Raw genomic sequence first — 19,201 nt, forward strand, 5'->3', positions numbered from 1 at the left:
CGCGCTTGACTGCCTCGGCATCCCGGGCAGACCTCGATCGAAGCCGCGAACCGCTGCCGATAACGGGGAGGGTGGGGCGAATCGAATCCTGCCAACCTGCGAAGCCAATTGCAAAAAGCGCAACCTGACGGCGGCGCCCGGCAAATCACCGGCTTGGTGGATCGAGCTTTCATTTTACTTTAGGGGTTGTGAAAAGAATTCGGCAGGCTAGGATGGCGTGAAAGAAGATCATCGGGATGCGGGGGTGGCGTACAGCCAGGAAATGCGAACGACAATGTACCGGATAATTGCCGCGCTTCCCCGCCGCACGAAACAACTCATCATGGTCGGGGCGGATGCGGCCATGCTGCCGCTTGCCGTGTGGTCCGCTTTCGCCCTGCGCTTCGGTACGGTGGCGCCGCCGTATCTCACGCGTTTTTGGTGGCTGTTCATAGCGACGCCGTTGTTGACCATTCCCATACTGCATGCGCTTGGTCTGTACCGGGCCGTGGTGCGGTATATGAGCACACAGGCGGTGTTTGCCGTGGTCAACGGGGTGGGGATATCGGCGCTGCTGATCATCGCGATGAGCTTGATGATCAATATGCGCGGCTTGCCGCGCTCAGTGGTGCTGCTCTACGCGTTGCTCGCCTTGCTGTATATCGGCGGCACCCGGTTTCTCATCCGCGCCTCGCTGCAAAGCCTCATCCGGCGGCGTACGAACAAAGAGCCGGTCGTCATCTACGGGGCCGGTGCGGCGGGACTGCAATGCGCCGCCGCGCTGCTGAGCGGCAACGAGTACGAGCCCGTGGCTTTCGTGGATGACGACCCCGCCCTACAGGGCATGGTCATGCACGGCATCAGGGTTCACTCGCCGGAGATACTGCCGAAGCTGACCGAGACCCTCGAGGTCGTCTATGTGCTGCTGGCGATGCCCTCGCTATCGAGGATGCGGCGCAATGCCATTCTCACCCGCCTGGAGCCGTTGCCGGTGCACGTCAAGACCTTGCCCGGGCTGGCGGATCTGGTCTCCGGGGCCGCGCGGGTCGACGAGTTCCGCGAGGTCGACATCGAGGATCTGCTGGGGCGCGATCCGGTAATTCCCGAGCCGCGCCTGTTGGGGCAGTGTATCCAAGGCAAGGCGGTAATGGTCACCGGAGCGGGGGGAACGATCGGCAGCGAGCTTTGCCGTCAGATCCTGCGGCAGTCTCCGCGGGTGTTACTGCTGTATGAGTTCGCCGAACCCGCCTTGTACCAAATCGAGCGGGAGCTGCGCCATATTGTGCAGGCCGAGGCGTTGGCGGTCGAGCTGATACCGCTCTTGGGGTCCGTCACGGAACGCGCGATGCTGCGTCGCGTGATGTCCGTATGGGCGGTGCATACGGTCTTTCACGCGGCGGCTTACAAGCATGTGCCGCTCGTCGAGCAGAATTACGTCAGCGGGGTGCGCAACAACGTCCTCGGCACATGGTATGCGGCCGAGGCGGCATTGGCCTGCGGGGTCGAGCGTTTCGTGCTGGTTTCGACGGACAAGGCCGTTCGCCCGACCAACGTGATGGGGGCGAGCAAGCGCCTGGCAGAGCTGGTGTTGCAGGGCTTGAATGATCGGTGCACCCGGGATGCGACGCTGACGACGCGTTTCTGCCTGGTACGGTTCGGTAATGTGCTCGGCTCCTCGGGCTCGGTGGTGCCGCTGTTTCGCGAGCAGATTCAGCGCGGCGGCCCCGTCACCGTTACCCATCCCGAAATCACCCGCTACTTCATGACCATCCCGGAGGCGACGGCGCTCGTCATTCAGGCGGGCGCCATGGGCCGGGGCGGGGAGGTCTTCGTGCTGGACATGGGTGCTTCCGTGAAAATCGTGGATATGGCCCGGCGCATGATCCAGCTGGCGGGCTATGAGGTATGCGACGCGGATAATCCCCACGGCGACATCGCCATCGAATTCACCGGCCTGCGTCCGGGCGAGAAACTCTATGAGGAGCTTTTGATCGGCGATGAGGACGCCGCCACGCAGCACCCGATGATCCGTCAGGCCCAAGAGTCCTTCTACCCCTGGCATCAGCTCAAGCCGTATCTGGAGCAACTGACGCGCGCCTGCGATCGCTTCGACTGCGAGGGCGTGCGTACGCTGCTCTTGGAGACCGTGAGCGGATTCACTTCGACGCAGGACATTCACGACCTGATCTGGCAGCGCGAGCCGCGTCCCTCGGTCGCGCTCGTGCGCAATATCGAAGACGGGCGGAATGTCGCCGCCTCGCGCGCTCAGCTGCCGAAGCCTTAGCGCTCGGCCGGCCACGGCGGCTTGACCAGCGTATACGAGAACGCAATACCGGCGAGGAGCAGCCAGAAAAAGCGAAAGTCGATGTGTGTCCAGCGGAAATTCATGAGCGCCGCAAGAAGCGTTAAGCCGGCGGTACCCAGTAGAAATAAAAACATCCGCTGGGACATCGCTTGGCTACGGTAAGCTTGCCATACCCACCGGCTGAGATGTATGGCTCCACCAAGGTAGATGAGTCCTCCGAGAAACCCTAAGCGCACGAGCATAACCAGATAGCTATTGTGTAGGTCCGGCTGTTCGGCGAGGCTGGGAAAACCGTCTGCAGTGGCGAACTCATGCGTTACGACCGTGCTGGGACCCCAGCCCAGAAAAGGTCGCTCGAGCAGTTTTTCGAAGCCGTACACATCGAGGGAGAGCCGAACGCTGATTGTTGAGGGAATGTGAGACCAGTCCATCAAGGCGGCGTCTTTAAGTAGGATGAAACGCCGCAGAATTACTTCGCTGTTAGCAAAAAGAATTCCCAGCAAGCAGACCGCGACAATGACTGCGCCAATCAACAATTTGAGAATTTGTCCCCGAGTCAGCTTGTTGAGCTCTCTCCTGTAGCTATAGGTTACAAAGGCAAGCAACGAAATCCCGACTAGGATCAGCGCCAGCCAGGTTGTGCGGGATTGGGTGATGATGATTGCCTGAAGGAGCAATAGGGAAATTGCGGCCCAGGCAATAGAAGTGAAAATCCAAGTCACGTGATTTTTCAGATGCAAGTTCCACGGCCCGGCTAGAAGTAGCCAGCCGAGGAGTGCCGTGGCCGTATAAAGCCCAGCGGCCGCCGCCGTAAAGCCGATTCCGGACCGCCGACCTTCCGTCAGAGTCGAGAGCCATTGTGCCCAGTCGAACTCCATTGCCAAAGAAGCGACTAAGCTCACGAAGGCCAAGCCTAGAACAATTCGGATGCGCTGCTCGTTCCCCGCGCACCACCAGGCCGTGACGACGAAGAGCCACAGGCTGAACCAGCTCAATGCCGCCCGTGGCTGCTCGGAGGCGAGCCCGGGGTGGTGGTGCATGGCCCACAGCGTGTTGCCCAGCAGGTAGACGCCGGCGATGAGCACGAGCTTGAACATCGGCTCACACCGAATGCGCGGCCACTCGCCGGGAAGTTGCGCGAAAAAGGCAAGCAGGCACACGCCCAGGGCGACGTTGGCAAGCGCGGTGCTCACCCAGGCCGAGGCGGCGAATACGTAAAGCGCGCCGACGCCGATTCGGGTGCTTATGGTCCGGGCCAATTGGCTTGTCCGCGGTGGATGGTTCGCTACGCTGGTGATGGGGTATTTACCTCCTGCGTTTTTGCACCGGCGCCGATACTCCGGCTTTCATCGGCGCGTGCGGGAGAGTATGCGCAGGTGTACCTCGGCGGGCAATAACGAGACCGGCTGCAACGCGGAGCAGAGGTGGTATGCTGGCGTTGAACCTCGCTGCGAGGGTGGCGTGTGACGATGAACAAGCTGACGGCGGTCTTGAGCTTGGCGCGCGAGGCTTTTCGTCTGCCTCACCCCATCGATCCGGTGCGTCCGCCGGCCAAGCGTTGGATGCCTTCCCCTTGGGCCAGCAAGGTCCCGCTGCGCCGTCGCGAAAATTTCGCCGAAATCTTCCGAGCGTTGAACGAAAACGGCGATAATCTCGATTACGCCTGGCGTATTCTCAATCACGGCGTCTGCGACGGCTGCTCGCTCGGCACGGCGGGGCTGCGCGACTGGACGATGGAGAACATCCATCTGTGCAACGTGCGCCTGCGCCTGCTGCGTTTGAATACGATGCCGGCGCTCGATCCCGCCAAGCTCGAGGACGTATCCGCCTTGCGAGCCTGGCGCTCGCGCAATTTAAGGGCGCTGGGTCGTCTGCCCTACCCGATGCTCCGCCGTCGCGGCGAACCAGGGTTCAGCCGCATCTCCTGGGAGGAGGCGTTGTCGCGGGTCGCCGAGCGGATCCGCGCGAGCCGCCCGGAGCGGCTGTATTTTTACATGACCAGCCGCGGGGAGCCGAACGAGAATTACTACGCGTTTCAGAAGGCGGCCCGCGCCATCGGCACCAACAACGTCGACAACGCGGCGCGGGTGTGCCATTCACCGAGCACTTTTGGTCTCAAGGCGACGCTTGGCGTCGGTGCTACCACCTGCAGCTACCGTGATCTCATCGGCACGGACCTGATCGTCTTCATCGGCTCCAATGTCGCCAATAATCAGCCGATGATCATGAAGTACCTCTATTACGCGCGTAAGGCCGGTACGCGGGTGGCGGTCATCAACCCGTACCGGGAGCCGGCGCTCGAGCACAACTGGGTACCCTCGGACTTGGAGAGCGCGCTGTTCGGCACGCGGATGACCGACCGCTTTTTTCAGATCGCCGCCGGTGGCGATATCGCCTTCCTCAACGGCACGCTCAAGGCCATGATCGAGCGCGATTGGGTCGATCGCCGCTTCATCACCGACCACACTGTCGGTTTCGAGGATTTGCGCGCGCGGCTCGAAACCGAGAGCTGGGATGCGCTCGCACGCTCGAGCGGTGTCGCGCCCGGGCAGATGCACGAGTTCGCGCAGATGCTCTCCCAGGCGCCGCGGGCTGTGTTCGTCTGGGGCATGGGGATCACTCAGCATGTCCGGGGCGAGGAGAACGTCTACGCGCTGGTCAATCTCGCCATGAGCAAAGGTTACGTCGGGCGTGAAGGTTGCGGCTTGATGCCCATACGCGGCCATTCCGGCGTGCAGGGCGGTGCCGAGATGGGCGCTTATGCGACCGCGTTTCCGGGCGGGCGTGGCGTGAACACCGAGAGCGCACGGGAGATGGCGGAGCTTTGGGGATTCCCGGTTCCGGAGCAGCCGGGTTTGACCACGGCCGAAATGATCGGCTCGGCATTGGCTGGCGAGATCGACGTCCTCTGGTCCGTCGGCGGCAGCTTCAACGAGGTGCTGCCCGATCCGAGGCAGGTCGAGGCTGCGCTTGCCAACATTCCTCTGCGGGTGCACTTCGATATCGTGCCCGCCTCGCAGATGCTGATCGAGCCGAAGGAGGCCACCTTGCTGCTGCCGGCGGCTACCCGCTACGAGATGCCGGGCGGGGTGACCGAGACGACCACCGAGCGACGTATTATCTTCAGCCCCGAGATCCCCGGCCCAAGGATTGGCGAGGCACGCCCGGAGTGGGAGGTGTATCTGGATCTGGCGCGGCGGGTACGCCCCGAGATCGCCGATAAGCTTCGTTGTGCGGGCACACCGGCGCTGCGCGAGGAGATCAGCCGCGTCGTCCCGCTCTACCGCGGTATCGAGGCGCTCTGCCGCGAGGGCGATCAGGTGCAATACGGTGGGCGCCATCTCTGCGCCGATTGGACGTTTCCGACCCCAGATCGCAAGGCGCACTTCATCCCTGTGCCCTCGGAAGATGCAGAGCCGCTCGATGGGCGGTTTCATGTGGTCAATCGGCGCGGCAAGCAGTTCAACAGCATCCTGCACGAGGAATCCGACCCGATCAACGCCAAGCCGCGCGACGCGATACTCATCAGTACGGCCGATCTGGAACGCCTGGGCTTGCGCGAGCGCGACGAGGTCGTGCTGGAGAACGACTACGGTGCGCTCTGCGGCCGGTTGTTCGCGGCACCGGTCAGCGATGGCACATTGGAGGTGTATTGGCCCGAGGCGAACGTCCTGGTCAATCCGCAAAGCCGTTCCGCCCTGGCGCGGATTCCGGCATATCGCGACGTGGTCGCTACGCTGCGCCGCCGAGAGCCAGAGCGTGACGATGCGCTCAGACATAACGCGGTACAACTGTAAGCTGGCGTGCATGAGTGCCTCTGACGAGCTTTCCGAGCTCTATGCCGTGGATCCCCTGCTTGCCTATGACGCGCGGCAGATCCCGCGGGCCGCGCGGGTCGTGCGCACACGGGTGACGGAATACCGCGCTCGCAGCACTCGCCGGCACAGCGACGAGGTGATCGGCGAGGAGCCTTTGGAGATACGGGTGGTGGCCTGGGAGCACGGTGTCCAAGTCCACCACCGGCTGTCGGTAACCATGCGCTCGCCGGGCGCGGACTTTGATCTCGCCGTCGGTTTCCTGTTCTCGGAAGGGGTGCTCCGTGATCGACAAGCGATTGAGCGACTCGCCTACTGCACCGAGGAAGGCGAGGCGCAGCAATACAATGTGGTCAACGTTTTTCTAAAGCCGCAGGTACGGGTCGACCTGGAGCGGCTCAGCCGCCGTGTCTACACCACTTCAAGTTGCGGTGTTTGCGGTAAGGCGGCCTTGGAGCTCGTCGAGGCGAGCTGTCCGCAGCCGCCGCTCGGCGCCTCGCGCTTGACGCCGGCTGAACTGTTTAGGCTGCACCGTGCGATGCGTGTTTCCCGCTCGACCTTCGCGCGCACCGGGGGCTCCCACGAAACCGCGCTGTTCGACCCATGCGGCGAGCTGATGCTACGTCGCGAGGATGTCGGCCGGCACAACGCCACCGACAAGCTGATCGGCAACCTGCTGTTGGACGGCAAGCTTCCGGCATCCGATACCACCGTGGTCTTCAGCGGCCGGGCGGCCTTTGAACTGGTTCAAAAGGCGCTGTTGGCGGGGATACCCAAGCTCGTCTCCATCGGCGCGCCTACCAGTCTCGCCGTCGATCTTGCCAGGCGCTACGGGGCGACTCTGGTGAGTTGCCTGTGGCGCGACCGGTTAACCGTGTACAGCGGCGAGGAGCGCAACGCTCTGAACGCAAGAGCGAATGGAGTGACCGGGTGCAGAGGGGCTGGCCGAGCCGGTGCCTCGGTTCGGGACCGTTTCCTCGATGAGCGCCCGGTTTTCGACCGGCTGTCCAGGACGGAGGCACTAATGAAGGTTCTAGTCACGGGGGGGGCTGGTTACATCGGCTCGCATGTCGTTCGCCAGCTGCTCGCCGCCGACCACGAGGTTACGGTCTATGACAATCTCTCCACCGGCCACCGCTGGGCGGTACCGGACGTCCCATTGGTCGAGGGAGACTTGGCAGAGCACGAGAAACTCTCGGAACTCATGGAACGAGGCCGCTTCGAGGCGCTGATGCATTTCGCCGCGAGCACGGTGGTCCCGGAATCGCTTGCCGTACCATTGAAATATTACGCCAACAACACCGGCAACACACTCGCGCTGCTCGAGCTCATCGACCGCCATCGCATACCCTGGTACGTCTTTTCCTCTACGGCGGCGGTTTACGGTATGCCGGCGACGGCGGCAGTAACGGAGCAAACGCCTTTGGCGCCGATCAATCCTTACGGCGCCTCCAAGATGATGAGCGAGCGCATCTGCATGGATCTGGCGGCGGCCTCGGAGCTGCGTTACGTGATTCTGCGCTATTTCAACGTCGCCGGCGCCGAGCCTCAGGCGCGGATCGGCCAGGCCACCCCGCGGGCAACCCACCTCATCAAGGTCGCCTGCGAGGCAGCGCTCGGCGTGCGTTGGGGGCTGAAGCTCTACGGTAGCGATTACCCGACCGCCGACGGAACCTGCATTCGCGACTACATTCATGTCGAGGATCTCGCCCACGCCCACCTCATGGCGTTGGAGCATCTGGCGGCGGGCGGGGCGAGCGAGGTGCTCAACTGCGGCTATGGCCATGGTTACAGCGTGCGCGAGGTGCTCGATCGGGTGCGTGCCGTTGCAGGTGTTGGCTTTCCCGTGGAAGAGGTCGACCGGCGCCCCGGCGATCCGCCGGCCCTGGTCGCCGACAATACCCGCATCCAGCGCGTGCTGGGCTGGGAGCCGGCATACGATGACCTGGATCGGATCGTCACGCATGCGCTCGCCTGGGAGCGGGCGTATCAAGCAATGCAGCAACGCGTGTAATACGGCAAAATAATCGTTTGACGGGCCGGGTGCCCGCAGGTGGGTGCTCAACGCCCGTTAGGGGCTTGCCCGTGCCGAGGGTGCAGGGCATCATGCGCGGGCACGCCGCCGGTTGGCTCGATGTCCGGAGAAAACGGCGCCGTGAACAGAGACTATGATGTGGTGGTCCCGGCACCCTTCGGCGCGATTGCCGTGCATTGCGAGGCGGGCGCCGTCGTTGCTCTCGAATTGCTCGGTCGGCCGGCGTCGGTTACACCGGCCGGGTGCGGCTTCGCAGCGCGGGTAAAGGCACAAATCCAGGGGTATCTCAGGGACGGTCGCCTGAGCCTGACGCTTCCGGTGCGCTTTCGTGGCACGGCATTTCAGTGCCGCGTGTGGGAGCGCTTGCGGCGGGTCCCGCCCGGTGTTGTCTGCACGTACGGGATGTTGGCAAAGGAGCTGCGCACCTCGGCGCGCGCGATTGGCGGGGCGTGCCGTGCCAATCCCGTGCCGCTGGTGGTTCCCTGCCATCGGGTGGTCGCCGCCGGCGGGTTGGGCGGTTTCTCAGGCTTCCGCGAAGGCCGCATGCTCGCGATCAAAGGTTGGTTGCTGGAGCACGAGCGAAGCAGCGGCGGTTAGCGTTTACGCGCTCGCGGGAAACGCCAACACGGCGTCGTACGGCCGCTGCGCTTGAATTACCATGCGCGGGCGCCCATCTCCATGTGACTTTAACGAATTCGGCTATCACGGGTTAGGGGTTGATCACTCATGACGGTACAGGCGGAGAAGGAAACGCTCGAGTTTCAGGCTGAGGTTCAGCAGCTGCTGAAGCTCATGATTCAATCGGTATACAGCAACCGCGAGGCGTTCCTGCGCGAGCTGATCTCGAATGCCTCGGACGCGACCGACCGGCTGCGCTTCGACGCGCTGCGCGACGAGTCGCTGCTCGAGGACGATCCGGAGCTCAAGATCCGGGTCGACTTCGACCTCACCGAACGCACCATCACGGTAAGCGATAACGGCATCGGAATGAACCGCGACGACGTCGTGAGCAATCTCGGCACGATCGCCCGCTCCGGCACGCGCGCCTTCATCGATTCGCTCACCGGTGACGAGGCGCACGACGCCCGCCTCATCGGACAGTTCGGCGTCGGTTTCTACTCGGCGTTTATCGTTGCCGACCGGGTCACTGTGCATACCCGCAAGGCGGGCGAGAATCCCGATCAGGGCGTGCGCTGGGAATCCTCCGGCGAAGGCGCCTACTCCGTGGAATACGAGCACCGCCCCAAGCGGGGGACCGAGGTCGTGCTCCACCTGCGCATGGATGCCGAAGAATATCTTGACGGGAAGCGGTTGCGGGAGATCATTCGCCGTTACTCGGATCACATCTCGATCCCGATCGTCATGCCGGTGATGGGCGAGGCAAAGGACAAGGAGGAAGGCAAGGAGGCCGAGAGCGCCGAGGCAGCGGGCGAGCAACCGAGCGAGGAGACGGTCAATCGCGCTTCCGCTCTTTGGATGCGCCCCAAGATCGAGATCTCCGACCCGGAGTACATCGAGTTCTACAAGCACGTGGCTCACGACTACGAAGAGCCCCAGAACTGGGTTCACTACAAGGTCGAGGGAACGCAGGCGTACACGGCGTTGCTTTATATTCCGGGCATACGCCCGCTCGATCTCTATGCGCGCGAGCAGAGCCACGGCATAAAGCTTTACGTGCGCCGGGTCTTCGTTATGGAAGACACCAAACACCTGATGCCGCGTTACCTGCGATTCGTGCGGGGAATCGTGGATACCGATGATCTGCCGTTGAACGTCTCCCGTGAGCTGCTCCAGCACAACCGCTTGATCGACACCATCCGTGCCGCCTCGGTGCGCCGGATCCTGGAACTGCTGGAGAAGATGGCAAAAAAGGAGCCCAAGAACTACAAGGAGTTCTGGACGCGTTTCGGCACCGTCCTCAAGGAAGGCGTGGTGGAGGACACCAGCAACCGGGAACGGATCGCCGGGTTGTTGCGCTTCTGTTCGACTCATGAAACCGGCGATCAGGCCAACGTCTCGCTGGAGGATTATATCGGGCGGATGAAGCCCGAGCAGAAGGCGATCTATTACGTGACGGCGGAGACTTTGAGCGCCGCGCGCCGCAGCCCGCATCTCGAAGTGTTCAACAAGAAGGGCCTGGAGGTGCTGCTACTCCATGAGCCGGTGGACGAGTGGCTGGTGACCTATTTGCTCGAGTACAACGGAAAGCCGTTGCACTCGGTGGCCAAGGGCGAACTCGACCTGGGCGAGTTGGACGACGAAGAGAGCAAGGCCGCTCTGCAGCAGGCCCAAGAGGAATACAAGAGCCTGGTGGAGCGGATGCGCAAGACCCTCGATGAGCGTGTCTCCGAGGTGAGGGTGAGTCACCGGCTGACCGATTCGCCGGCCTGCTTGGTGGTAGGCGAGCATGAACTCGGCGCCGGTGTGATGCGCATGTTACGCTCCGCGGGTCAGCCGCTGCCGCAGGGCAAGCCGGCCCTGGAGATCAACCCGGAGCATGAAATCGTGCGCCGGCTCAAGGAAGGTGAGGACGGCGGCCGGTTCGAGGATTGGGCACAATTGCTCTTCGAGCAGGCCGTGTTGAACGAAGGCGGCCAGCTCGATGATCCGACCGCCTTCGTCCAGCGTCTGAACGCGCTGCTCAGCTCACGTTACGCTTGCGAGTGACCAACGGTCGCGATATAAGAACGGGGTGCGCCGCTGCTCAGGCGAGTCAAGAGATGGTCTAGCAGGGGCGCACCGGTATTTCTCGCACAGGCCAAGGGAAGCTCATGGCCCCGCAAACCAGCCCTGGACCCCGGGCAGCCGCTTTCGACCTGAAAGGTCGGATGGTGACCCTCACGGTGCTTCGCCTAAGCAGTACCGATATCGAATCCCTCCTCAGGCAGCTGGATGCCCGCATGGCGACAGCGCCGGACTTGCTTCGCGCACTGCCTCTCGTGCTTGACCCGCAACCGGTTGCCGCGGAGCTGACGGCATCGCGGCTGGCGGCGCTGCTGGTGGAGCTGCGCCGCAGGGAGTTGGTTCCCATCGCGCTCCGTGGCGAAGGAGAAGCCCTCGAGCGCCTCGCGGCGGAGACGGGGTTAGGCGTCTTGCGTCAGCTCGCGGACGGGCCGGATCTGCAGCGTCAGGAAGAACGGCCGCCCGAGGCCAGTGCTTTGCCGGGGCGCATCGTGACCCAGCCCGTGCGCTCCGGTCAGCAGATTTACGCGCGTGGCGGCGATTTGGTCGTCATCGCCTCGGTCAGCGCGGGTGCCGAGCTGCTTGCCGATGGCAACATCCATGTTTATGGTGCACTACGAGGGCGCGCTTTGGCCGGGGTGCAGGGAAATACCGAGGCACGGATTTTTTGTCAGAGCTTGAATGCCGAGTTGGTCGCTATCGCCGGGCATTATCAGGTAAGCGAGCAGATCGGCGAGGCCGACCGCGGTCGGCAGGTGCAAATCTTCCTACGAGGTGATGCGTTATATATCGCGCCGCTTGGTCACCCAGGGTAGGGGAAGACGCTCCGGGCGGTACGTCCCCGGTAAAGATATTTCATCCAAAAGCAAAGGCTGGTGTAGCCACCGAATTTTCGGGGGGAGGTAGATAACGTGACGAGAATTATCGTCGTGACTTCCGGTAAAGGTGGTGTGGGAAAAACCACCACCAGTGCCGCCTTTGCGGCCGGACTGGCGAGCGCTGGCAGGCGAACTGCGGTAATCGATTTTGATGTGGGGCTGCGCAGCCTGGATCTGATCATGGGTTGCGAGCGCCGTGTCGTCTACGATTTCGTCAATGTGATCAACGGAGAGGCGGTCCTCAAGCAGGCGCTGATCAAGGATAAGCGAATTCCCGGCCTTTATATCCTTCCGGCCTCGCAAACGCGGGACAAGGATGCGCTTACCACGGAAGGCGTGGAGCGGGTGCTCGACGAGCTCTGCGAGGATTTCGATTACATCATCTGCGACTCCCCGGCCGGTATCGAGCGCGGTGCCTACCTGGCCATGTATTTTGCCGATGAGGCCATCGTGGTGACGAACCCGGAGGTCTCCTCGGTGCGGGATTCCGATCGGGTGCTCGGCCTGCTCGCCAGCAAGACACGGCGCGCCGAGCGTGGCGAACCCTCGGTGCGCGAGCGGCTGCTGGTGACCCGTTATGCGCCGTCGCGCGTGGGCAAGGGAGAGATGCTCAGCGTCGAGGACGTCCAGGAAATACTGGCCATCGAGTTGCTGGGCGTGATACCGGAGTCGACGACGGTGCTCAACGCCTCTAATTCCGGTATGCCGGTCATATTGGAATCCCGCTCCGATGCCGGTCAAGCGTATCAGGATGCGGTGGCGCGCTTTCTTGGCGAGGAGCGCGAGCATCGATTCCTGACCGAGAAAAAGGGTCTGTTCGGGCGGCTCTTCGGGGGCTCCAGCGCATGAGTTTCTTGAGCTATTTCCGCTCTCAGCGCAAAAAAACGGCGTCGCTCGCCAAAGAGCGGCTGCAGATCATCGTCGCCCGCGAGCGTCTTCAGTGCGCGGGCGGGCCGGACTATCTGCCGATGCTGCAGGATGAGCTGCTGGCCGTCGTGCGAAAATACGTCCAGGTCGATCGCAATGCCGTGCGCATGCAGTTGGACCAGGAAGGTGATTGCGAGGTTTTGGAGCTCAATATCACGCTTCCGGACAATCCGGAGGCTTCCTCCGCGCGAGCGCGCTGAGCTTCCGGAGGACCGACGAACTACTTGCTGCGCCGTTCGTCCTGACGGCTGTCTCAGCTGTTGTCACTGATATGGGTGACGTCCACGCGCAAACGAAGCTTCTGGCCGGGTTGCAGAAATCGCCCTTCGTGCAGATTGTTCCAGCGTCGCAGGTCGTCGATGCTCACTTTAAAGTGGCGGGCGATGCGATAAAGGGAATCGCCGCGCCGGACCGTATACTGGACGGATTGGATCGTCGCCGGCCCGTGGCTATCGGCCAGGGCGAATGAAATCGATCGGGTAGCCGGTACAGTGAGGCTTTGACCTGGACGCAGCACGGTATCCGGTGCGATTTCGTTCAAGCGGCAGAGCCGAGTCACGGTGATCTGATGCGTGCGAGCGATTCTCCATAGGCTATCGCCGCGGCGCACCACGTAGCTCGTTTTGAGGTTGGCGATGCGGCGCCGGTTTGGATCGCTCGCGCCGCCGTGCGCGCGCTGCGCCGTCAGCGGGACGATCAGGTGGCTGCCTGTGCGGATGAGATTGCCTCTCAGCCGGTTGACCGCCTTGAGGACCGCCGTCGTCGTATGATAATGCCGCGCCAGCGCGCCGAGGGTGTCTCCCCGTTCGACCCGATGGCGTCGCCAGTGCACGCGCTCCTCCGGGGGGATTGCCGCCAATTGCTTCTTGAACCGCGCCACCTGGTTGACTGGCAGCACCAGTCTGTGCGGACCATCCGGTGCCGTCGCCCAACGGTTGTAGCCGGGATTGAGCCGGTAGAGCTCGGCGACGCTGACGTCGGCAAGTTGCGCGGCCAGCGCGAGATCGATCTGGGATTTGATTTCCACGACCTCGATCGGCAGCTCGTTCGGTATGCTCGGTAGCTTCAGACCGTAGGCGCTTGGCGTGGCGATGAGCGTGCGCAGCGCGAGCAGGCGCGGAACGTAGGCCTCGGTCTCCCGGGGCAGATCGAGATGCCAGAAGTCGGTCCGTCGGCCACGGACGGCGTTGCGTTTGATCGCTCTGAGGACCGTACCCTCGCCCGCGTTGTACGCGGCGATGGTGAGCAGCCAATCACCCGCGAAGAGTCCGTTCAGGCGCTGCAGGTAATCCAGTGCGGCCTGGGTGGCAGCAATGACATCGCGCCGTCCATCGTACCACCAGTTTTGCTGCAGACCGTAGTATTGACCGGTGGTGGGGATGAACTGCCAGATACCCGCGGCTTTGCTCGCTGAATAGGCGAATGGGCGGAACGCGCTCTCGACGATCGGCAGCAGCGCGATCTCCGTCGGCATGTCGCGCTCCTCGAGCGCTTGCACGATGTAAGAGAGGTAGGGTCGGGCACGCTCGGCGACCCGATCCAAATAATCCTGGCGTCCGGCAAAGTAGTCGATTTCGCGGCGCAAGAGTGGTTGACCGTTGACGCTGGGCAGTGCGAAGCCGTCTCGTATGCGCTCCCAGAGATCAGCGTAGTCAGCGGTGGCCGACGACGCCGTGGCAAGGGCAAGTGTTTCGCCCTCCGGTTGGGAGCGACGCTCCGCGCCGGCTACTGAAGAGGGGGCGTCGGAGCTTGCTTGCTCGACACCAAGCTGGGCGCAGCCGGCGAGCAGCACTATGGCTGCCGAGCCCGCACCGATCGCCCTCGCGCACGCGACCAAAGCGCTTGCCCCCACCCCCGAGTCTCCTTTCTTGATCTTAGGTCGTTGTTTTTATCGGCCGTGCGTCTCGCTCGCTTAAGCTGCCCATTTTCAGCTTTGTGATGGACTTTTTAATGTGATGGACTTTTTAAAAGGAATCTTTCCAGGCGCGCACGGCAGCGAATGTTTCCAGCCGTGAATTGAGTCGGCGCCCCGAATGTTGCTCCGCCAATCGCTTCACGGTTGCGATATCGGGGCGCAAAAAGGGGTTGGTTTCCAGCTCGATGCCGATGGTGGAGGGTATAGTGATTTCGTCATTGCCGCGCATCGTGCGAATGTGGGTGTAGCGCTCCCAGACGGCCATGTTGTCGGGCTCGACGGTGGTAGCGAAGCGCAGGTTTTTCTCGGTGTATTCGTGCGCGCAGTAGACTCGCGTCTTATTGTCGCGATCGGCGAGCTTACACAAAGAGGCGTACATCTGCTCGGCAGTACCCTCGAAGATTCGGCCGCAGCCCGCCGCGAACAGCGTGTCGCCGCAGAACAGCATCCCATGCCCGGCATACGCGATGTGCCCGGCGGTATGCCCGGGCACTTCCAATACCTCGAGTTCGAGGCCTTGCGCCTCCAAGCGAACTTTATCACCTTCGCTCAGCGGCTGTGTCAGCTCTGGGATCTGCTCTTTGGCTGGACCATAAACCGGTACGGAGTGCTCTCTGACCAGCCGGGCAATACCGCCGACATGGTCCGCGTGGTGATGCGTCGCCAAGATCGCGGTGAGTTCGAGCTCCTCCTCCTGCAAAAAGCGCAGGACGGGATCGGCATCGCCTGGGTCGATCACGCAAACGCGGCGTTTCTCCGCATCGTGCAGCACCCAGATGTAGTTGTCGCGGAAGGCTCTGAGGGGGAATGCTGGATCTATCATAGGCACCGATGGTAACGAGTTTGCGACACGGATTAAACCCGAACCGCGCCCCCACAAGGGCTGCGCCGCGGACGCTCGGAGCGGACGACCGGCTGAATCGGCTGCCCATCCTCAAAAGTGAGGTGCGCCGCACGGGGCATCGGCTGACGCCGCTCGCTGCGCGCGGTATTCTATGACTTGAACCTCTCCCTCGAGTTCGCAAGCATCCTGGCGCGCCGCTATGAAGAGTATAAACGATTGGTTCCGCACCCCCTTGGGTGGCGCCGTGGTCGAGGCTGAATGCCGGCTGCTCAGCCAGCGCCTGGCAGGTCTCTATGCTCGACATGTGCTGCAGATCGGCGGCTTTGACCGTGGACAACGCCCGCCTTTGTTCTGCGATGCGCGCCAGTGGGTTTTGGATGACTGGCCGGGAGGACCGGTGGACATCGCCGCATCTGCGGTGGAGTTGCCGTTTCAGAACGAATCGATGAATGTGGTCGTGCTCATTCATCAGCTGGAATTCAGTGACCGCCCCCATCAGATTTTGCGTGAGGCAGACAGGGTGCTGAGCCCGGAAGGGCATTTGTTGGTGCTCGGGTTCAATCCGTTCAGCTTTTGGGGGCTGCGGTCCTTGTTCACCAGTCGCCGCAGCGGACCGCCGTGGACGGGACATTACCGCTCGCAAGCGCGTATCGAGGATTGGATGAGGCTGCTTGGGCTGAAGATCGAAGGCAAGGAGAGGCTGTACTTCCAGCCGCCACTGACGAATCGCGCCCTGCTCGGGCGTCTGCACCGGTTTGAAGAGATTGGGTCACGCTATCTGCGCTGGATCGGTGCGATCCACCTCACTGTCGGGCATAAACGGGTGGCCGGCCTGCTCCCGCCCCGGTTGGTGCGCCGGCCACGCCTGACGGTCGTACCGAGTGCCCTGGGGCAGCCGAGTTCCAGGAGCCGAGTCAATGACGCCGGTTGAAATCTATACCGACGGCGCCTGTCGCGGTAATCCGGGGCCGGGCGGCTGGGGCGCCGTGCTGCGCTACGCCGGCCGAGAGAAGACCCTGCACGGCGGTGAGCCGCAGACCACGAATAACCGCATGGAGCTCACAGCGGCGATTCAAGCCCTGGAGAGTCTGAAACGATCTTGCCGGGTGGTGTTGGTCACCGACTCGCAATACGTGCGCCGTGGAATCACCGAGTGGCTGCCCAATTGGAAGCGCCGCGGCTGGCGTACCGCCGAGCGCAAGCCCGTGAAGAACGCCGATTTGTGGCAGCGCCTGGACAGCCTGGCCGCGCAGCATGAGATCGATTGGCGTTGGGTTCGGGGGCACGACGGCCATCCCGAGAACGAGCAGGCCGATCGGTTGGCCAACCAGGGCATCGACGAGATGCTGGCAAGACTCTGAACCGGAGGGAGTGCAGCGGGGATGCGGCAGATCGTTCTGGATACGGAAACCACGGGTCTGGAGACGGCGGAGGGACACCGGATCATAGAAATCGGCTGCTACGAGCTATGTTATCGCCGCGCGACCGGGCGGACCTTCCACTATTATCTCAATCCAGACCGGCAAGTGGATCCGGGTGCGATCGAGATACATGGGATCACCAATGAATTCCTTGCCGATAAGCCGCGTTTTCACGGCATTGTGGCGGAGCTCATCGAGTTCATCCGGGATGCCGAGCTGATCATTCACAACGCCCCTTTCGATGTCGGCTTTCTCGACTATGAGCTCGCTCGCCTAGGCAGTAGCTGGGGGCGGCTGGCCGACTACTGCCAGATCACTGATACGTTGGCGCTGGCCCGCGAGCGCCACCCGGGCCAGCGCAATAGCCTGGATGCACTGTGCGCCCGGTACACCATCGATAACTCCAAGCGTAGCGTGCACGGCGCATTGCTGGACGCCCAGCTCCTGGCCGAGGTCTATTTGGCCATGACCGGCGGACAAACGACGCTGTCGCTGGACACATCTGCCGGACATTTCAAGGCCCCGGAACTCGCGGACGGCATTCGCCGGCTCGATCCGAAGCGTCCCAGGCTGCCGGTCGTACGCGCCAGTCCGGCGGAGCAGGCAGAGCATGAGCGCTGGCTCGACGAGCTGGATCAGGCGGTAAACGGGCTTTGCCTGTGGCGCCAGCTCGATCGCGGGGCCGGAGAGGAGGCATGACTGGGCACACACGGTCCAACGTCTCGGTACAGGCCATCACCTTTGATCTGGATTTCACGCTTTGGGATCTGACCGGCGTGATCGATCGGGCCGAAGAGCGCGCGCAGGGCTTCCTCGCCGAGCGGTATCCGGAAGTGGCGAGGCGTTTCGGAGTGCAGGCGCTGCGGGATCTACGCGATCAGCTGGCCGCGGAGAACGCCGGGCTGCGCCATAATGTGACCGAGCTGCGCAAAGCAGTGTTTCGCAGGGCGGGCGAGACGCTCGGCTACCGCCACGCCGAGCTCGATACCCTGGTGGAAGATACGTTCACGGTATTCCTGGAGGCCCGGCATGAGATCGTATTGTACGAGGATACACTTCCCGCGTTGGAGGCGCTGCACGGACGCTTTGTCATCGGCGCCGTGACCAACGGCAATGCCGATGTCCGTCGTCTGCGCCTGGATCGGTATTTCGATTTCGTCGTCTCGGCCGTCGAGGTGGGTGCGGCCAAGCCGTCCCATCTCATATTCGACGTCGTCGGCCACCGCGCGGGTGTATCGCCCGCGGAGGTCGCCCATATCGGTGATGATCCCGAAAGCGACGTGGTGGGCGCGGCGCGCAACGGACTGCAGGCGGTCTGGCTCAATCGCACGGCTGCCCGGTGGCCCAGCGAGCTGGAGCGCGTTCCCTATCGCGAGTGCCGGGGGCTGCAGGAGCTGTGTGCGATGGTGACAGCGACCCCGAAGTCCTGATCTTTCTCTCCCTTGCTGCAATGCGCGGGCGGGGATCGCCATGAATGTACGCCGCTTCGGTCTGATCGTGATCGGTGACGAGCTGCTCTCGGGCAAGCGCCGGGACAAGCATATGGCTCAGGTGATCGAGCTGTTGGCGGCTCGCGGTCTCGAGCTCTCGTGGTGCCGGTTCGTAGGCGATGACGCCGATCTGGTGACGCATACCTTGCGCGAGAGTCTCGCCAGCGGAGACGTCGTCTTCAGTTGTGGCGGAATTGGCGCGACCCCCGATGATCGCACGCGCATGAGCGCCGCTGCGGCGCTCGGAGTCGGTCTCGAGCAGCACCCCGATGGCGTTCGAGAGCTGGCGGCTCGTTTCGGATGGCCGGTCGAGCCCGCTCAGCGACTGAAACTGATCGAGTTTCCGCAAGGCGCCCAGATCATTCCCAACCCAGTGAACCGGGTGCCCGGATTCTCCATTCGCGAGCACTATTTCGTACCTGGCTTTCCGAATATGGCCTGGCCGATGATCGAATGGGTGCTGGATACGCTCTATGCCCCCTTGCATGCGCCCGGCGCGTGTACCGAGCAGGCGATCACCGTATTCAATGCCCGCGAGAGCGACGTGATTCCGCTGATGGAGGCATTCGTGGCGCGTCATCCGGAGCTGCGGCTGTCGTGCTTGCCGGGCACGCGCCCCGGCTGCTACGAGCTCGAGCTTGGTGTGCGCGGTTCTCCGGCGGGCGTCAGCGCCGCCATGCAAGAGCTCACGGCCGGGGTCGAGGCGCTTGCCTTTGCCTGGAAACCCAGCAGGCCGCCGCGCCAATAGGGCGGAGATGGGAAAGCTCGCTATTGAGGTCCGGGTAAAATGATGGTCCGGATCGCGACACAGCCGGGGGAGCGACCGGCAAATCGGCTGCATTCATCAACACGTCTCTTGAATGACCGGGATGCGCCCTGCTTGCCGAAAGGAAGGTGTGAGACCAAAGTC

At 62.9% G+C, this 19,201-nt stretch carries 16 protein-coding genes and 1 pseudogene; 14 read left to right on the forward strand and 3 right to left on the reverse strand.

Annotation, left to right across the window (positions count from 1 at the left end):
* Positions 1-274 precede the first annotated feature (274 nt).
* On the forward strand, positions 275-2,263 hold the full coding sequence (locus AC52Q4_RS02455; protein WP_495535213.1) for a polysaccharide biosynthesis protein: 1,989 nt from the start codon (positions 275-277) through the stop codon (positions 2,261-2,263).
* On the opposite strand, the gene AC52Q4_RS02460 is transcribed toward AC52Q4_RS02455, so the two are convergent.
* The gene (locus AC52Q4_RS02460; protein ID WP_495535214.1) at positions 2,260-3,543 is read right to left on the reverse strand and encodes an O-antigen ligase family protein; all 1,284 of its coding nucleotides are present in this window, start codon (positions 3,541-3,543) and stop codon (positions 2,260-2,262) included. The two genes, AC52Q4_RS02455 and AC52Q4_RS02460, sit on opposite strands and share 4 nt — an antisense overlap.
* A 210-nt stretch (positions 3,544-3,753) precedes the next feature.
* Between AC52Q4_RS02460 and AC52Q4_RS02465 the strand changes: the two genes are divergently transcribed.
* From AC52Q4_RS02465 to minE, 8 genes and pseudogenes are all read left to right on the forward strand, one after another.
* Positions 3,754-6,081 (forward strand): FdhF/YdeP family oxidoreductase, encoded by a 2,328-nt coding sequence (locus tag AC52Q4_RS02465; RefSeq protein ID WP_495535215.1) that lies wholly within the window; start codon positions 3,754-3,756, stop codon positions 6,079-6,081.
* A 10-nt stretch (positions 6,082-6,091) separates the two neighbouring features.
* Positions 6,092-6,982: pseudogene (locus tag AC52Q4_RS02470) on the forward strand (formate dehydrogenase accessory sulfurtransferase FdhD); the annotation flags it as partial.
* A gap of 141 nt (positions 6,983-7,123) precedes the next feature.
* A complete protein-coding gene (gene galE / locus AC52Q4_RS02475; protein WP_495535264.1) occupies positions 7,124-8,113 on the forward strand; it encodes a UDP-glucose 4-epimerase GalE in 990 nt (329 codons plus the stop codon).
* Positions 8,114-8,254: 141 nt separating this feature from the next.
* On the forward strand, positions 8,255-8,731 hold the full coding sequence (locus AC52Q4_RS02480; protein ID WP_495535216.1) for a methylated-DNA--[protein]-cysteine S-methyltransferase: 477 nt from the start codon (positions 8,255-8,257) through the stop codon (positions 8,729-8,731).
* Positions 8,732-8,860: 129 nt separating this feature from the next.
* Positions 8,861-10,801, forward strand: coding sequence for a molecular chaperone HtpG (gene htpG, locus AC52Q4_RS02485; RefSeq protein ID WP_495535217.1), 1,941 nt, complete (start codon positions 8,861-8,863; stop codon positions 10,799-10,801).
* Positions 10,802-10,905: 104 nt separating this feature from the next.
* Complete coding sequence (gene minC / locus AC52Q4_RS02490) at positions 10,906-11,631, forward strand: septum site-determining protein MinC (protein ID WP_495535218.1); 726 nt, start codon at positions 10,906-10,908, stop codon at positions 11,629-11,631.
* Positions 11,632-11,727: 96 nt separating this feature from the next.
* Positions 11,728-12,543, forward strand: a complete 816-nt coding sequence (gene minD, locus AC52Q4_RS02495; RefSeq protein WP_495535219.1) for a septum site-determining protein MinD — start codon at positions 11,728-11,730, stop codon at positions 12,541-12,543.
* Positions 12,540-12,821, forward strand: coding sequence for a cell division topological specificity factor MinE (minE, locus tag AC52Q4_RS02500; RefSeq protein WP_495535220.1), 282 nt, complete (start codon positions 12,540-12,542; stop codon positions 12,819-12,821). The genes minD and minE overlap by 4 nt, the downstream gene beginning before the upstream one ends.
* Before the next feature lie 53 nt (positions 12,822-12,874).
* On the opposite strand, the gene AC52Q4_RS02505 is transcribed toward minE, so the two are convergent.
* Complete coding sequence (locus tag AC52Q4_RS02505) at positions 12,875-14,473, reverse strand: LysM peptidoglycan-binding domain-containing protein (protein WP_495535221.1); 1,599 nt, start codon at positions 14,471-14,473, stop codon at positions 12,875-12,877.
* A 112-nt stretch (positions 14,474-14,585) separates the two neighbouring features.
* Complete coding sequence (gene gloB / locus AC52Q4_RS02510) at positions 14,586-15,359, reverse strand: hydroxyacylglutathione hydrolase (protein ID WP_495535222.1); 774 nt, start codon at positions 15,357-15,359, stop codon at positions 14,586-14,588.
* 220 nt (positions 15,360-15,579) lie between these two features.
* On the opposite strand from gloB, the gene AC52Q4_RS02515 reads away from it, so the two are divergent.
* From AC52Q4_RS02515 to AC52Q4_RS02535, 5 genes are read left to right on the forward strand one after another with little or no spacing between them, the layout of a single operon-like run.
* Positions 15,580-16,311, forward strand: a complete 732-nt coding sequence (locus AC52Q4_RS02515; RefSeq protein ID WP_495535223.1) for a class I SAM-dependent methyltransferase — start codon at positions 15,580-15,582, stop codon at positions 16,309-16,311.
* On the forward strand, positions 16,298-16,741 hold the full coding sequence (rnhA, locus tag AC52Q4_RS02520) for a ribonuclease HI (RefSeq protein WP_495535224.1): 444 nt from the start codon (positions 16,298-16,300) through the stop codon (positions 16,739-16,741). Before AC52Q4_RS02515 ends, rnhA begins: the two co-directional genes overlap by 14 nt.
* Before the next feature lie 21 nt (positions 16,742-16,762).
* Positions 16,763-17,500: a DNA polymerase III subunit epsilon gene (dnaQ, locus tag AC52Q4_RS02525; protein WP_495535225.1), complete on the forward strand. Its 738-nt coding sequence runs from the start codon at positions 16,763-16,765 to the stop codon at positions 17,498-17,500.
* Complete coding sequence (locus AC52Q4_RS02530; RefSeq protein WP_495535226.1) at positions 17,497-18,231, forward strand: HAD family hydrolase; 735 nt, start codon at positions 17,497-17,499, stop codon at positions 18,229-18,231. Before dnaQ ends, AC52Q4_RS02530 begins: the two co-directional genes overlap by 4 nt.
* 40 nt (positions 18,232-18,271) lie before the next feature.
* Positions 18,272-19,039 (forward strand): competence/damage-inducible protein A, encoded by a 768-nt coding sequence (locus tag AC52Q4_RS02535; RefSeq protein ID WP_495535227.1) that lies wholly within the window; start codon positions 18,272-18,274, stop codon positions 19,037-19,039.
* Positions 19,040-19,201: the final 162 nt, after the last annotated feature.

It is taken from the genome of Nitrococcus sp. (genome assembly GCF_059432795.1).

Bases quoted from the DNA above. Each gene is read 5' to 3' on its own strand.
- AC52Q4_RS02455 (WP_495535213.1), top strand. From the start codon at position 275: ATGTACCGGATAATTGCCGCGCTTCCCCGCCGCACGAAACAACTCATC.
- AC52Q4_RS02465 (WP_495535215.1), top strand. From the start codon at position 3,754: ATGAACAAGCTGACGGCGGTCTTGAGCTTGGCGCGCGAGGCTTTTCGT.
- galE (WP_495535264.1), top strand. From the start codon at position 7,124: ATGAAGGTTCTAGTCACGGGGGGGGCTGGTTACATCGGCTCGCATGTC.
- htpG (WP_495535217.1), top strand. From the start codon at position 8,861: ATGACGGTACAGGCGGAGAAGGAAACGCTCGAGTTTCAGGCTGAGGTT.
- minC (WP_495535218.1), top strand. From the start codon at position 10,906: ATGGCCCCGCAAACCAGCCCTGGACCCCGGGCAGCCGCTTTCGACCTG.
- minE (WP_495535220.1), top strand. From the start codon at position 12,540: ATGAGTTTCTTGAGCTATTTCCGCTCTCAGCGCAAAAAAACGGCGTCG.
- gloB (WP_495535222.1), bottom strand. From the start codon at position 15,359: ATGATAGATCCAGCATTCCCCCTCAGAGCCTTCCGCGACAACTACATC.
- AC52Q4_RS02515 (WP_495535223.1), top strand. From the start codon at position 15,580: ATGAAGAGTATAAACGATTGGTTCCGCACCCCCTTGGGTGGCGCCGTG.
- rnhA (WP_495535224.1), top strand. From the start codon at position 16,298: ATGACGCCGGTTGAAATCTATACCGACGGCGCCTGTCGCGGTAATCCG.
- dnaQ (WP_495535225.1), top strand. From the start codon at position 16,763: ATGCGGCAGATCGTTCTGGATACGGAAACCACGGGTCTGGAGACGGCG.
- AC52Q4_RS02530 (WP_495535226.1), top strand. From the start codon at position 17,497: ATGACTGGGCACACACGGTCCAACGTCTCGGTACAGGCCATCACCTTT.
- AC52Q4_RS02535 (WP_495535227.1), top strand. From the start codon at position 18,272: ATGAATGTACGCCGCTTCGGTCTGATCGTGATCGGTGACGAGCTGCTC.